Origin of the sequence: Natronobacterium gregoryi SP2, from assembly GCF_000230715.2 — an archaeon.
In the GTDB taxonomy this organism is placed as follows: Archaea; Halobacteriota; Halobacteria; order Halobacteriales; family Natrialbaceae; genus Natronobacterium; species Natronobacterium gregoryi.
Genome location: NC_019792.1, coordinates 126,286 through 141,401, shown reverse-complemented (window position 1 = coordinate 141,401; position 15,116 = coordinate 126,286). Strand labels below are relative to the sequence as shown.

Annotated in this window: 12 protein-coding genes; 9 read left to right on the top strand and 3 right to left on the bottom strand. The window is 64.1% G+C overall.

Features of this window, described 5'->3' with window-relative positions; all coding sequences use genetic code 11:
- Positions 1-295 precede the first annotated feature (295 nt).
- A complete protein-coding gene (locus NATGR_RS00650; protein ID WP_005579932.1) occupies positions 296-556 on the top strand; it encodes a cytochrome C oxidase subunit IV family protein in 261 nt (86 codons plus the stop codon).
- A gap of 186 nt (positions 557-742) precedes the next feature.
- Here NATGR_RS00650 and NATGR_RS00645 read toward each other — a convergent pair whose 3' ends face one another.
- Positions 743-1,714, bottom strand: coding sequence for an FKBP-type peptidyl-prolyl cis-trans isomerase (locus NATGR_RS00645; RefSeq protein WP_005579930.1), 972 nt, complete (start codon positions 1,712-1,714; stop codon positions 743-745).
- An 88-nt stretch (positions 1,715-1,802) separates the two neighbouring features.
- Between NATGR_RS00645 and cyaB the strand changes: the two genes are divergently transcribed.
- From cyaB to NATGR_RS00625, 4 genes are all read left to right on the top strand, one after another.
- Positions 1,803-2,381, top strand: a complete 579-nt coding sequence (cyaB, locus tag NATGR_RS00640) for a class IV adenylate cyclase (RefSeq protein WP_005579928.1) — start codon at positions 1,803-1,805, stop codon at positions 2,379-2,381.
- 98 nt (positions 2,382-2,479) lie between these two features.
- Complete coding sequence (locus tag NATGR_RS00635; protein ID WP_005579927.1) at positions 2,480-3,685, top strand: methionine adenosyltransferase; 1,206 nt, start codon at positions 2,480-2,482, stop codon at positions 3,683-3,685.
- 158 nt (positions 3,686-3,843) lie between these two features.
- Entirely contained in the window at positions 3,844-5,079 is a 1,236-nt protein-coding gene (locus NATGR_RS00630; RefSeq protein WP_005579926.1) for an MFS transporter, read from the top strand.
- Positions 5,080-5,137: 58 nt separating this feature from the next.
- The gene (locus NATGR_RS00625) at positions 5,138-6,316 is read left to right on the top strand and encodes a tRNA sulfurtransferase (protein WP_005579925.1); all 1,179 of its coding nucleotides are present in this window, start codon (positions 5,138-5,140) and stop codon (positions 6,314-6,316) included.
- On the opposite strand, the gene NATGR_RS00620 is transcribed toward NATGR_RS00625, so the two are convergent.
- Entirely contained in the window at positions 6,317-6,967 is a 651-nt protein-coding gene (locus NATGR_RS00620; protein ID WP_005579924.1) for a helix-turn-helix domain-containing protein, read from the bottom strand.
- 85 nt (positions 6,968-7,052) lie between these two features.
- On the opposite strand from NATGR_RS00620, the gene hutU reads away from it, so the two are divergent.
- From hutU to hutH, 4 genes are read left to right on the top strand one after another with little or no spacing between them, the layout of a single operon-like run.
- A complete protein-coding gene (hutU, locus tag NATGR_RS00615) occupies positions 7,053-8,798 on the top strand; it encodes a urocanate hydratase (RefSeq protein ID WP_005579923.1) in 1,746 nt (581 codons plus the stop codon).
- Positions 8,798-9,838, top strand: a complete 1,041-nt coding sequence (hutG, locus tag NATGR_RS00610) for a formimidoylglutamase (protein WP_005579922.1) — start codon at positions 8,798-8,800, stop codon at positions 9,836-9,838. The genes hutU and hutG overlap by 1 nt, the downstream gene beginning before the upstream one ends.
- On the top strand, positions 9,835-11,061 hold the full coding sequence (gene hutI, locus NATGR_RS00605) for an imidazolonepropionase (RefSeq protein WP_005579921.1): 1,227 nt from the start codon (positions 9,835-9,837) through the stop codon (positions 11,059-11,061). Before hutG ends, hutI begins: the two co-directional genes overlap by 4 nt.
- Positions 11,058-12,677: a histidine ammonia-lyase gene (hutH, locus tag NATGR_RS00600; protein WP_005579920.1), complete on the top strand. Its 1,620-nt coding sequence runs from the start codon at positions 11,058-11,060 to the stop codon at positions 12,675-12,677. Before hutI ends, hutH begins: the two co-directional genes overlap by 4 nt.
- 187 nt (positions 12,678-12,864) lie before the next feature.
- Here the strand turns inward: hutH and NATGR_RS00595 are convergent, their stop codons facing one another.
- Positions 12,865-14,925 (bottom strand): bacterio-opsin activator domain-containing protein, encoded by a 2,061-nt coding sequence (locus NATGR_RS00595; RefSeq protein WP_005579919.1) that lies wholly within the window; start codon positions 14,923-14,925, stop codon positions 12,865-12,867.
- Positions 14,926-15,116 lie beyond the last annotated feature (191 nt).

Here is a 15,116-nt window from a genome sequence, read left to right as displayed (position 1 = left end):
ATCGGCTACTTCGGCGGCTACGTCGATTTCGTGCTGTCGGTTTCGACTGGATCAGCGTCGCGTTTTCGGCGTCTGCGCCGTCGACAGAATCGGTCACAGCGCCGCTGGTAGGAAGGCCGAGCGCGACTGTGGCGAGAGAACACACGAGCAGGAGGCCGAGACTCCTCGCCCGCGAAGATTCGGCTTCTCCCGCTCGTTTTTGCTGGTCGAGATGCGAGACTCACTGCATCGCCGACACCGAACCGACGGGTCATATGAGGAAGGTATAAGTACAAGTCCGCCGGAATGGGTATCAATGGCTGACGTTCGAACGTACACCCTGATTTACCTCGTCCTGCTGGTACTGGGTACGGGCAAGTTCGTGTTCTTCACGTTCGACTTCGCGTACGCCACTGCGATGGGGGGAACCGTACTGTTAGCGGTAATCAAGTCGGTGCTGATCGCTGCTTACTACCAGCACCTGATCGAGGAACCGCGCCCGGTCACGTACATGATGGGGCTTGCGCTTTTCATGGTGTTCCTGCTTACCGTGGCGGCAGGGTACTCTATCCAGTGAACGAGACTTCGACACGCAGGCGTACGGGTCTTCTCTCACAGGTTCTTGCTGCAGATTTCGTCGCTCGAGCGTACTGGCCGACGTCTCCAACGTGGAGTGATGGCGGTAATCGATGACGGTCGCCTGATATGACCCACCACTCGAGCGGGGATCAGTACCGAAAAACGCGAGCGAGCGGCTGGGACGTTACTCTTCGTCGCCTTCGAGTTCCTCGACGATCTCGTCGGCGTCGACGTCGGCGTCCTCGAGTGCGTCCTCGATGTCGCCGCCGCCCATGCCACCACCCATCATGCCTGGCATGCCCATGCCGCCCATGCCGTCGATGACTTCCTGGACGATGACGCGATCGACGCCGATCTGGTCGATGACTTGCTGGCCGATCTGCTGTTTGCCCATCATCCACTGCTGGTTCATCGTCATCTGGGGTGTCGCCTCGAGGTAGAGTGTCTCTTTCTCGACGACTTCGGTCTCGAATTCGGGTTCGGCGGGTTCGTCGTCTTCGTCTTCCTCGTCTGTGTCGGGCTCGACGGGAACCTCTTCTTCGACCTCGTCGGTCTCGATCCAGAGTTCGGGTTCCATGCCGAGCATCATCTCGAATAGGCCGGCAGCTTGCTGTTCGCGGTCTTCGACGACGTCGACAATCTCGTACTCGTACTCGACGTCCTCGCCTGCCAGCGGGTGGTTGAAGTCGACGCGTGCGCGTCCGCCGACGATCGTGCTGATGTACCCCTGCCGGCCGTCGATTGTAACGTTTGCGCCGGGGTAGCGGTCGTCTTCGTCGACCTTTTCGGCGCTGACAGTCTCGACGTTCTCGGGGTTGTACTCGCCGAACGCTTCCTGGGCAGAAACGGTGACGGTCCCTTCGTCGCCAGCTTCGCCGCCGACGAGTTCGTCTTCGACGGTTTCGAAGATGTGGCCTTCACCGAGAACGATCGTACGGGGCTTGAACTCTTGGCCCTGGTCGTCGACGCCTTCCTCTTCGGCGACATCTGGGTCGGTCGTATCGACCAGCTGGTCGCCGTCGGCGGTGTAGGCGGTGTACTCGATTTCGACGAAGTCGCCCATCTGAAGTCCTTCCGTGGCGGCTTCGTCGGCGTCTTCGTTCTCTTCGACGTCATCGGCCTGCGCTTCGAGGTCGGCCTCTTCTTCCTCAGTCATACCTTGTACGTCCCGCCGTCTACATTTAAGAACGACGTTTTTCCGCGAGAGCGACCGATACTTACGCCTGCTTCCCGTCGCCTCGAGTATGTACGAGGTCGAATTGAAGGTCCCTGCGGATCTAAAGCGGGTGCGCGACCGCCTCGAGGCGCTCGAGGCGACGCCACGGGGCGGGGTCGTTCAGGTCGATACCTACTACGACGCGCCCCACCGGTCGTTTCCCGAGACGGACGAGGCGTTGCGAATTCGCTCGGAGCGGCCGGCTCCTGACGGGAGTGTCGACCAGCACGGCGACGGACAAACTCGGATCACTTACAAGGGGCCGCTCGTCGACGAGGAATCCAAGACTCGTGAGGAGGTCGAGACGGAAGTCGGCGACGACGAGAAGATGGACGACGTCCTGACGAACCTGGGGTTCGAGCCGGCGGCGACGGTCCGGAAGGTCCGCGACCGGTTCACGGTCGACGGCACGAACGGCTACGTGCTGACCGTCACGCTCGACCGGGTCGACGAGGTCGGCGAGTACGTCGAAGTCGAGACCGAAGTCGAACGCGAAAGCGATCTCGAGTCTGCCCGGACCGCGGCCGCTGCCGTCCTCGCGGAACTCGATCTCGATCCTGACGAGCAGATCCAGACCTCGTATCTCGGCCTGTTGCTCGGGGCGTGACGCGGGCGACTTTCGAACGGGGCACATTACTTCAGTGTATTTTCCACCGCCCGTCGGTTTCCGCAAGTTATAGAACCACCGTGCGCAAACGTCCGCCAATGACTGAGCGGAACATCCGAGTCGAGCCGATCGACCGGCAGGCAGTAGAAGATCAGGAAGTCGAAATCGTCGAACGAAAAGGAATCGGTCATCCAGACTCGATCTGTGACGGCATCGCCGAGAGCGTCGCTGGCGCGTTGGCACGCGAGTACCTCGACCGCGTTGGCGAGGTCCTTCATTTTAACACCGACGAGACCCAACTCGTCGCCGGTGAGGCGGTACCGGCGTTTGGCGGCGGCGAAGTCGTCGATCCGATCTACCTGCTGATCGTCGGTCGGGCGACCAAACACTACGATGGACAGGTCATCCCGACCGAGCGCATCGCCCTCACTGCCGCACGCGAGTATCTGGAGGAGACGATCCCCCAACTCGAGGTCGGCGAGGACATCGTCGTCGACGTGAGACTCGGTGAGGGCAGTGGCGACCTGCAAGACGTTTTCGGTGAGGACGAGGTCTCGGTTCCGATGGCAAACGACACGAGTTTCGGCGTCGGCCACGCGCCCTTGACCGAGACCGAGCGGATCGTCTCCGAGGCTGAACGTCGACTCAACGGCGAGTTCGTGGACGAAAACCCGTACCTCGGACCTGACGTGAAGATCATGGGCAAGCGCGAGGGCGACGAGATCGATGTCACCGTCGCGGCGGCGATGATCGACGAGTACATTCCCACCATGGACGCCTACAGGGACGCCGTCGAGTCGGTCCGTGAATTCGTCGAAGCGGTCGCGAGCGAACACACGGACCGCGACGTAACCGTCTACGTCAACACGGCCGACGACTACGACGAGGGTTCGATCTATCTCACTGTCACCGGCACCTCCGCCGAGCAGGGCGACGACGGCTCCGTCGGCCGGGGCAACCGCGCGAACGGGCTGATCACGCCCAACCGCTCGATGTCGATGGAGGCGACCAGCGGCAAAAACCCCGTCAACCACATCGGGAAGATTTACAACCTGCTCTCGACTGAGATCGGCAAGTCGGTCGTAGACGAGGTTGACGATATTCGCGACCTGCGCGTGCGCCTGCTCTCTCAGATCGGTCGACCGATCGACCAGCCACACGTCGCCGACGTCCACGTCGTTACCGACGACGGCGTAACTATCGAAGACGTCGAGGCCGACGTGGAAGCGATCGTCGACCGCGAGCTCGCCGATGTCACCGAGATCACGCGTCGCGTGATCGACGGCGAACTATCGACGTTCTGAACTTCGGTTGCATCTCTCGGATCGTGACGGACCAGTGAACGTCTCGAGCCCAGTTCGACAGTGTGGTCGAACCGGGTCGCCGCGCCGCTTTCGATAGAACGAATATCCGGCCCGTCCTCCACCGGGTTACGTTTCGAAATAAGACGGAGCGATCGTCAGTGAATCTTCCCTCTCCCTCACTCGAATCGAACCGCGTCGTTCTCGCAGTCGTCGCCAGTACCTTCTTCGTCGGATTCGGCGGTGGCGTCATCTTCCCGATCCTGCCGAACCTCGGTGAAGTGCTTGGAATCTCCGCGTTCATGGTCGGACTCATCTTGAGCGCAAACCGGTTTACGCGACTGGTGGCGAACGCGCCGGCAGGCGTTCTCGTCGATCGTATCGGCACTCGGAAGCCGTTTATCGCCGGGCTGGCGATAGAGGGCGTCGCGACTGCGATGTACGTCGTCGCGTTGATCGTGCCACCGCCGGAGTTTTGGTTCATGCTCGCTCGAGTCCTCTGGGGGCTTGGCAGTGCCCTGGTTTTCGCGACGGCCTACACGATCACGGCCGACGTCAGCGAGGCTGACTCCCGCGGGACGAGCATGGGGATCGTTCGGGCGGGCATCACGTTTGGTTTCCCGGCGGGGCTAGTGCTCGGCGGTGTCGTCAGCGACGTCTGGAGCAACGGCGCGGCGTTCGTCCTCGCGGCCGCCTTCGCTGGTCTCGCAAGCGTCATCGCGTACCTGATCGTCCCCGAAACGCACGTCGAGGGGAGCCAGGAGTCGGTCAAACCGTGGGATGTCGAGATTTCGATTCCCGCAGTGACCGTCGGCCTCGTCAATTTTGGACTCTACTTCGCGTACATCGGCGTGCTGTTCTCGACGCTCGTGCTCTTGCTCGATACACGTGCGATCTCGATTTTCGGTCTCGACGCGCAGGGCTCGTCGGGGATGCTGATGGCCGTGACTGTGCTTACTGGTGCCGTGTTTACGCTTGGCGGTGGGGTCCTCAGCGACTCGGTCGGCGCTCGAGTTCCCGTGCTGATCGGGTTCCTGTTCACGTCGTTCGTGGGATTCGTCGTGCTCGCGGTCGGACAGCGCTTCGAGGTGCTGGTGCTCGCGTGTATCCTGATCGGCGCGGGCCAGGGTGGTGTCGGCGGACCGCTGACGGCACTGCTTGCTGATCTCACTGCCGAGGAACGTGTCGGTCGCGCGATGGGGACGAACAACGTCCTCGGCGATATCGGGGGTGGCCTCGGACCGTTGATCTCCCTGCCGCTGGTCGAGGTCGTCAGTTTCGAGTTCGTCTACGGGCTCAGTGCCGTTCTTCCGCTCCTGGCTGGCCTCGTCCTGGTGACCGGTATGTACGCTCACACTGGCCGAATAAATCCCTCGATCCGCGAGTCGACGGGCTAGTCCTGGAGTGGCCCTGTCCTCGTAATCTCCTTATAGCTCGAATCAGCTATCCACGGCTATGCATCCGCCGGGAGCCAACACTGTCCTCGTCCGTCACGGCGATCTCAACACGAAGACGACCACCGTCAAGCGGTACATGGAGGAGCTACTCGCCGAGAACCTCGAGGCGTTGCTCTCCGATCGGTCGATTCCCGGCGAGATCGAACGCCGGTGGAATCGGCCGCTGATTCACACGGACGAGGACAGAGTCGACGAGGCAACTGCGGCCGCGGCCGATACGTTCGGTGTCGTCTCTGCCAGCCCGGCAGTCACCGTCAGCACCGAAAAAGAACGGCTTCTCGAGGTGCTAGAGGAGACTGCCCGTGCGTGTTACGACGGTGGAACGTTCGCGGTCGAGGCCCGGCGGGCGGACAAGACGCTGCCCTGGGATAGCGAGGACCTCGCACGCGAGGGTGGGACGGCGATCTGGGAGGCCGTCGAAGACGAGTTCGAGCCCGAAGTGGATCTCGACGATCCGGATGTCACGTTCGGCGTCGAGGTTCGGAAGGGCGTCAGTTTCGTCTACCTCGAGTCGGTCGCCGGTCCGGGTGGGCTCCCGCTCGGTGCCCAAGAGCAGACGGTTGCGATGATAAGCGGCGGGATCGATTCGCCGGTCGCGGCCTACGAGATGATGCGCCGTGGCAGTCCGATCGTTCCGGTTTACGTCGACCTCGGCGCGTACGGTGGAATCGACCACGAAGCACGTGCGATGGAGACGGTCCGGACGCTCGCCGACTACGCGCCGAACTTCGACATGCAGGTCTACACGATTCCGGCCGGAGAGACCGTCGATGTGCTCGTCTCCGAGATGGAAGGCGGGCGGATGCTCTCGCTGCGTCGATTCTTCTACCGGGCTGGGGAAGTGCTCGCCGAACGCGTCGACGCCCACGGGATCGTCACCGGCGAAGCGATCGGACAGAAATCGAGTCAGACAGCCCAGAACATCGGCGTCGTCAGCCGCGTCGCGTCGCTGCCGATCCACCGGCCGCTGTTGAGCTGTGACAAACACGATATCGTCGAGCAGGCACGGGAGATCGGGACGTTCACTGACTCGACGATCGACGTCGGCTGTAATCTCGTTGCCCCCGACCGCGTCGAGACGAACGCCCGACTCGAGCGACTCCTCGAGAACGAACCAGACGACTTACTCGAGCGTGCCGAAGCGGCAGCGAAGAACGCGGAACTCGTCGAGCCCTGATCAGTAGAGATTCGCGACGAGCGTCGTCAGCAGTTTTCGTTCCGCACGCCGCAGGTGGTCTTCCACTGTTCGCCGACTGAGGTCGAAATCACCGGCCAGTTCTCGAGTCGTCGTTTCGCGCGGGAGTTCGTAGTATCCTCGCTCGACCGCCAGCGAGAGCACCTCTCGTTGCCGGTCCGTCAGTTCCGGTAACGCGTCGTCGAGCGTCGACAACGGCGAGGAGTGTGACGGTATCGTGATCTCGCGTTTGCTGCGAACGTCGAGCGCGAAGTCGTCCTCGAGCAGGTCGACGTACAGGTCGGTCAGACTGGATGGATCGAGCGCGAGGATTCGACACTGCTTCCGTCCGTCTTCGTACCGCAACGGCGGCACGAGCAGGCAGTTGTGGGTCTCGAGGTAGCGATCGACGTGGGTTTCGTCGTGCTCTTTGAAACACGAACTCGTGATGACGACGGCCTCGCCGTTACCCTCGACCTGTTCCTCGATGCCGACGGTGTCGCGGACGCGAGAGAGCAGGGGTTCGAGTCGCGATCCGGTCGCGTACAGCAGGTCGGAGTGTTCGTTACACCAGAGTTCCACGCGGCAATCGGCGTCTTCCGTGGGGTCGGTGTAGACGCTCGAGTCGGCGACGACGAACGTAGCTTCGTACACTGCTTCGGACAGCCACCCGTAGCTTATAAAACCTTTTCCGAAGGGAACAGGACTGGTATTGGGCCGTCGTGTGGTAGTACTGGGCATGACAGACAAGGAGTCGTCGGCCCGAGAACGCCGACTGGGAGAACCGAGCGAACAGTGGCGCGAGTACCAGGGTGCGCCGACGGGGACGGACCGCGAGTGTGAGGGGTGGCGACAGGAGGCAGCCTTCCGACTGCTCAACAACAACCTCGATCCGGCGGTCGCCGAGAAACCCGAGGAACTGGTCGTCTACGGTGGGACTGGTCGGGCGGCGCGGTCGTGGGACGCTTACGACGCGATTCTCGAGGAGTTGCGGACACTTGCCGAGGACGAGACGCTTCTCGTGCAGTCGGGCAAACCTGTCGGTCGATTCCGAACACACGAACGCGCGCCCCGAGTACTGATCGCGAACTCGAACCTCGTCGGGAAGTGGGACGACTGGGAGCACTTCCACGAACTCGAGGCCGAGGGGAAGATCATGTACGGCCAGATGACCGCGGGGTCGTGGGCCTACATCGGTACGCAGGGGATCGTCCAGGGGACATTCGAGACGCTCGCCGAGCTGGCACGCCAGCACTTCGACGGCGACCTCTCGGGACGGATCGTCGCGACGGCCGGTCTGGGCGGGATGGGCGGCGCGCAGCCGCTCGCGGTCACGATGAACGAAGGCGTCTGTATCGCGGCAGAGGTCGACGAAGAACGGATCGACCGCCGCCTCGAGACCGGTTACTGCATGGAGACAGTCGACGACCTCGACGAAGCGATCGAACGCGCTCGGGAGGCCGCCGAGGTGGGCGAACCCTACAGCGTCGGCGTCCACGCGAACGCCGCCGCCCTCCACGAGCGGTTCGTAGAACGCGGGTTCGTTCCAGACGTCGTCACCGACCAGACCAGCGCCCACGACGCGCTCGAAGGGTACTATCCTGCAGGCTACACGGTCGAGGCGGCCGACGAACTCCGGGAGAACGATCCCGAAACGTACCGCGAGGAAAGCCTCGAGACGATGGAGCGACACGTCGACGCCATCCTCGAGCTACAGGACCGAGGTGCGATCGCCTTCGAGTACGGGAACAACCTCCGTGGACAGGTCGAAGAGCACTGCGACCACGACGACGCGTTCGACTTTCCCGGGTTCGTCCCCGCCTACATCCGCCCGCAGTTCTGTCGCGGGAAAGGGCCGTTCCGCTGGCTCGCGCTTTCGGGCGATCCGGCGGACATCCACCGGACCGACGAGGCCGTCCTCGAGTTGTTCCCCGAAAAGGACCACCTCCGCCGGTGGATCGAACTCGCCCAGGACAAAGTCCAGTTTCAGGGGCTCCCGAGCCGGGTCTGTTGGCTCGGCTACAACACGGAAGGCGAGGGCGACGAGGCGCTCACCGAACGCGCTCGCTTTGCCTTGCGAATCAACGAACTCGTCGCCGAGGGCGAGATTTCGGCCCCGATCGTCGTCACCCGCGACCACCTCGATGCGGGGTCGGTCGCGAGTCCGAACCGCGAGACAGAGGCCATGCAAGACGGGACGGACGCGGTCGCCGATTGGCCACTCCTGAACGCGCTGCTAAACTGTGCGGCCGGTGCGGATATCGTCAGCGTCCACGACGGCGGTGGCGTCGGCATCGGCAACGCCGTCCACGCGAACAACCACGTCGTCCTCGACGGCACCGACCTCGCCGCGGAGAAGGCCAGACGGGTGTTCACGACCGATCCCGGGACAGGCGTGATCCGCCACGCCGACGCGGGCTACGAAGACGCACTTTCAGAAGCCCAGGAGTCGAACGTCCACGTACCGATGGAGGATCTCGAGTAATGAGCGAGGAGGAATCCGACAGCGAGACCGATACACCGGCTGCAACGTTTGCTGCCAACCCGGAGTGGGAGTCGACCGGCGGCTGGTCGGCGGTCGCGACTGCCGACGACCCGAACGACGACCTGTTCGGCCACGTCGTCGAACCGGCGGGAATCGTCGATCCGGCCGACGAAGACGGCTTCGAACTCGAGAGAGACGCCGCGGTCGTCCTCGTCGGCGAACCGTACGACGGGGCGGTGGTCGGCCGTCCCGGTGCCCGCGACGGTCCAGTCGAGATCAGGCGGTCGCTCGCGCGCGTCAAGACCCACCACTTCGACGGCGGCCCCGTCGGTTCGGTGGCTGATCTGGGCGACGTTCGCACGCTCGTCGACTGGCTCGAAAACGACGATGACCGGCCCGTCGAAGCAGTCCAATCTCGCCTCGTCGAGGCGACGGCACGCGTCCACGACCTCGAGGCGCTCCCGGTCTTCCTCGGCGGCGACAACTCGCTTTCCTATCCGAACGTCGCGCCGCTCGCCCGCGAGGAGTCGGTGGGCGTGATCAACGTCGACGCCCACCTCGACGTCCGTGAACCCGTCGACGGCCCCTCGAGCGGGACGCCGTACCGGCAACTGTTCGAGGACGGTCTCGACCGCTACGCCTGCGTCGGGGCGCGACACTTCGAGACGTCGTCGACTTACCACGACTTCGTCCGCGACCGCCGCGGCGAACTCGTCACCGCGGAAGAGGTCGGCGAGGACACCGTCGCCGCGGCTGGCCGCGCGCTCGAGGCGATGGCCGACGTCGATCACGTCTACGTCAGCGTCGACTGTGACGTCCTCGACGCAGCCGCCGCACCGGGCGTAAGCGCGCCGACGCCGGGCGGGATCACGACTCGAGAACTGTACCGGCTCTTGCGGTTCGTCGCAGGCGACGACCGGATCGCTGGCTTCGAGGTCGTCGAGTGTGCGCCGGGGCTCGATCGCGGAACCCTGACCGTCGACGCCTCCGCAAGAGCCGTCGCACACTTCCTCGCGGGCTATCTCGAGGGGAGACGATGACGCCGAAACGAATCTGCGTCGTCTACGACGCGAGCGAACTCGTCGTCGGCCCCGGAGACGACGACCCGCTCGAGGTCCGCGAGGACGCCGCCGTCGCCGCGGTCGACGGCGAGGTCGTCGCAGTCGGCGACACGGACGAGGTCACCCGCGAGTACCCGCCGGAGAACGCCGAGGTGGCGATCGACGCCGACGGGAGCGCCGTCGTTCCGGGGTTCGTCGACCCCCACACCCACGCGGTGTTTGCGGGCGACCGTTCGGACGAGTTCGAGGCCAGACTCCGGGGGAAAAGCTACCAAGAGATCCTGGAGGGGGGCGGCGGCATCCTCCGAACCGTCGAGGCAACCCGCAAAGCAAGTGCCGACCAGCTCCTCGAGAACCTGTGTTCACACCTCGACGTCATGCTCGCAGGCGGGACGACGACCGTCGAGGTCAAGTCGGGGTACGGGCTCGACGCCGAGACCGAGTTACGGCTGCTCGAGGTCGTCGAGCGGGCGAACGAACACCACCCGGTCGACCTCGTGCCGACGTTTCTGGGTGCCCACGCAGTCCCCGACGGCGTCTCGACCGACGAGTACGTCGACCACGTCGTCGACGAGCAACTGCCCGCAGTCGAGTCACAGGGAATCGCCGAGTTCTGTGACGTCTTCTGTGAGGAGGGCGTCTTCGACGTTTCCCAGTCGCGTCGCGTCCTCGAGGCCGGTCGCGAAGCCGGACTCATCCCGAAGGTCCACGCCGAGGAGTTCACACGGCTGGGTGGCTCGCAACTGGCCGCCGACCTCGAGGCGGCGAGCGCCGACCACCTCCTGTGTGCGACCGACGCGGACGTCGAGGCGCTGCTCGCAGCCGGCGTCGTCCCCGTCTTGCTGCCTGGCACCGCGTTCGGCCTCGGGGAGGAGTACGCCGACGCGCAGGCCATCCTCGAGGCCGGTGGCCCGCTCGCGATTGCGACCGACTTCAACCCCAACTGCCACGCCCGGAGCATGGCGTTCGCCCAGACGCTGTCCTGCGTCGAGATGGGACTCACCCCCGCAGAGGCGCTCCGGGCAGCCACGAGCGGTGCGGCGCGGGCACTCGAGCGCGAGGACGGGACCGGGACGCTCGAGGTCGGCGCGCCGGCCGACGCCGTCGTGCTCGAGGCACCGTCGTATGCACACCTCGCCTACCGGTTCGACACGTCGGCCGCCGAGACAGTAGTGAAAGACGGCGAGGTGGTGGGTACGTGACCGTCTCCCTCGACGGCGAGTCCCTGACCCCCGAAGACGTCGTCACGGTCGCTCGAGAAGACGTGCCGGTCACGGTGCCCGACTCCGCCCGAGAACGCGTCCGGGAGTCACGCCAGCGCGTCGAGCGAGTCCTGGAGAGCGAAGAGCCCGTCTACGGGATCAACACCGGCTTCGGGGAACTCGTCGACGAGCGAATCCCGCCTGAAGATCTGCAGCGACTCCAGCACAACCTCCTGTGCAGTCACGCGACCGGCGCGGGCCGGGAACTCGCCCGCGAAGCAGTCCGGGCAACGATGGTCGCCCGGATCAACGCTCTGGTCACGGGCTACTCGGGAGTCCGCGAGGCCGTGATCGACCACCTGGTCGGGTGCTGTAACGAGGGCGTCCATCCCGTCGTCAAGTCTCGTGGAAGCCTCGGTGCCAGCGGCGACCTCGCACCGCTTGCCCACATGGCGCTCGTACTGGTCGGCGAAGGCGAAGCCATCGTCGAGACGGACGCTCAGGAACGGCGGCTGTCCGGCGACGAGGCCCTGGCCGAGATCGGCCTCGAGCCGCTTTCTCTCGCCCCGAAAGAGGGGCTGGCGCTCATCAACGGTACCCAGCTGACAGTCGGGCTGGCCTCGCTTGCGGTCGTCGACGCTGAACGACTCGTCCGTGCGGCCGACGCCGCGGGCGCACTGACGACCGAGACGACACTCGCCACGACGGCGACGGCCGATTCGGCGATCCACGACGTTCGTCCCCACACTGGCCAACAGGAGAGCGCCGCCTTCGTTCGCCGTCTCACGGCCGACAGCGAGGTCGTCGAGGCACACCGCAACTGCGATCGGGTCCAGGACGCCTACTCGCTGCGCTGTCTCCCGCAGGTTCACGGCGCAGTGCGTGACGCAGTGGCACATCTCCGAGAGGGCGTCGAGATCGAACTCAACAGCGCGACCGACAACCCGCTCGTGTTCGCCGCGGATCGCGTCGACGAACGGGCATCTGGGACCGACAACGCCGCCGTGCTCTCGGGGGGAAACTTCCACGGCGCGCCGCTTGCCCTGCGACTCGAGTACGTCAGGCTCGCGCTCGCTGACCTCGCAGCGATCTCCGAACGGCGGATCGACCGGATGCTGAACCCGAACATTCAGGAGCCACACCTGCCACCGTTTCTGGCGGTCGATAGCGGCGTCGAGTCGGGCTACATGATCGCCCAGTACACTGCCGCTTCGCTTCTCAACGAGATTCGGGCGCTCGGGGCTGCGTCGACGGACAACGTCCCCGTAAGCGGCGGGCAAGAAGACCACGTCAGTATGAGCGCCCAGTCGGCACTTCAGGTCCAGACGGCTCTCGAGAACGCGACCTGGGTCGTCGCCGCCGAACTCTGCTGTGGGGCTGAAGCCGCCGAGTACGTCGACACAGCGTCCGACATCGAACCCGGACCACTCACGCTTGGCAGCGGGACGGAGGCCGTATGCGACCTCGTTCGCGATGTCGTCCCGCCGCTTTCAGAGACCGGCGATCGACCGCTCCACGACGATATCGGGCGCGTCGTCGACCTGATCGAAGCAGGACTACTCGAGGAGCAACTCGTGGCGACGCTCGAACGAGACGACGAAGATCGATCCGCGTGAGCCACCGACCCCTGTCACTGCCCGTATTTTACGACGAGTCAAGCCATCGGATAAGGTTATCAGTCTCGAAGTCGTACGGCCGATGCCTTCCAGCGGGAAGGCCAGCCGGTGCGGGGGCAGCCATTCGAAACCTACCACCTACCACCCCTCGCGACCCGGGCCGTCGTTTTTGTGGTCGCAGGTTCGACTACGCCGAGTCGTCCAGGGACCGACCGCTCTCTGTGAAGAACTCTCCGAGGACGGTCTTGAGTGCCTTCCGGAGGTGCTGGTGCATCGTCGGTGGCGACACGTCCATCATCTCCGCAATCTCTTCGCCGGTGCTCTCTCGAGGCCAGTCGAAGAAGCCACCGTAGTAGGCGAGTCGCAGCGTCGTCAACTGCCGCTCCGTGAGTTCGTCGAGGATGCGGTCGCGCCGTTCAGCCGCGGTCCGAACGGGCCGATCGATCTCGCGTCGGGCGGCCAGTTCCGTGTTCTCGTAGACAAAAGAGAGCGCTTCGGCGACCTCGCGGACATCGCCGTTCCGTGGAATCTCGACGAGACAGGTTCCGACCCCACTCTCGACAGTGACGTCACGAATCGTCGCCCCGTGGTTCGCGAGCGTCCGGACGCCGGACTCCGTCAACCGCATCTCGAGCGTACACGTCTCGTCGCCGCCGTAGATGAGACGACACTCCTCGATCGAGTCGTGACTCTCCGCCTCCTCGAGTGCCGTCTCGCCGTCAAGGCCGTCGATCGTCACAAACTGGTAGGTCCGCCCATCAGTACCGGTTCCCGCCCACTCGAGGGAGGTCGTACAGTCGTACCGCTCCGAGATATCGAACGAGAACGAGTCTCCGCCGTCGATTCGAAACTCGAGTTCGACGACGGAGTCAGAAAGCAACAGTTGGCGGTTCTTGAGGGCCATGATCGCAAACCCCATCGTCTCGCCGAGCAGTTCGAAACTGGCCTGCTCGCTCCCGCTGAAGGCATCTTCCCGACGGGCGAGTACCGAAAGCACGCCGTAGGTCACGTCCTCGTAGACGATCGGCACGCAGATTCCCGCCCGGATCTCCTCCTCGCGAGCCGCCTCCTCCAGTGGCTCGGGGAGGTCGTTGCTCTCGAGAATGTGATTCGTCGCCTGAATCTCACCAGTTTTCGCGGCGCGCTCGAGTGGGTCCTCGCGGTCGACGTCGACACCAAGGACTCGCTCGAGGGAAGTGTCGCTCTCACTCGCCCCCGTTCGATACGCGTAGTCGTCGTCTCCTGCTCGTTCGACGACCCAAGAGGCACAGTACAGCTCCGAGTCGACGAGCTGTTCACAGACCTCCCGTTCGATCACCTCTCGCGTCGGCGCTTCGACGAGCGTCTCGATCACCTGTCTGACGACGGCGTTGATCCGGTTTATTCGCTCGAGATCGGCTCGCCGAGAGCGGAGTTGCTGCTCGCGCCGTGCCCGTTCCGTGATGTCTCTGGCCAGCCAGACGACCGCGCGTTTACCGCCGATTCGCTCGTGAATCGGAACAACGCGAGCTTCGAACCGCAGCGCTCCCTCGACCGTCGGCGCACTGTACTCGATAGTCTGAATTTCGCCCGTACTGATCGCTCGGTCGAGACACCGCTGCAGTCTGTCGGCGATCCCCTCCGGAAACGCATCAGTTAGCTGACTGCCGGTCAACTCTTCCGGCGACGTCGTATACAGTGAGACGTAGTCGGGACTCATCTTCGTCTCGAGGTAAACGCCGTCTTCGTCGATAAGAAACGCCTCGTCAGGGAGCTCGTCGGCGATGATGCGATGGTATTCCGACTCGGAGAGGTATCCGCGCGATCGTGACTCGATCGCCTCGAGAATTCGGCCGACAGCATCGTCCTCGCGTTCGAGCGGCACGTAGTCGTCGGCATCTGCACGAACCGCCGCTGCAGCGAGTTCCTCGCTGCCGTTCCAGGGAGCGACGACAGTCGGCACGTGCTCGTCGAGTTCGGTCTGAAGACGATCGAGGAACGACTCGAGTGCGTCCGGACGTGGCTGCTCGAGTTCGACGACGAGACCACGCAGGTTCGGTGGATCGACGCCACCGATCGGTTCGTTGGCAGTCGGTGGTTTGCGGGCGGAGACTGCTTCGTCGTCCGTCCTGAGGGCGGGTGTTTCGACGGTCCGAACTACGAGATCGGTTGTCTCTTGTAATCGCTCGTAGACGCCCCGTCTGTTCCCGTGGCTGGCTGTGGCGACGACGATCGTCTCTGTCTCGGCCCCGTCCTGGTCCCGTGTCATCTCTGGTTAGCGCGCCCGGTTACGTCTGTCTTTCATCAGAAAACGTCGTCGACCAAGAGTTTAGTGGTGATGCCTACCCCGATCGAAACCCGGGAGCGCGAGACTGACGTGAACTCGGTACCACCGTCTCGGTGCAAGCGCGAACCGCTTTTGGGTTGCACCGCCATCGCGTACAACAGCCCCTTCGATAT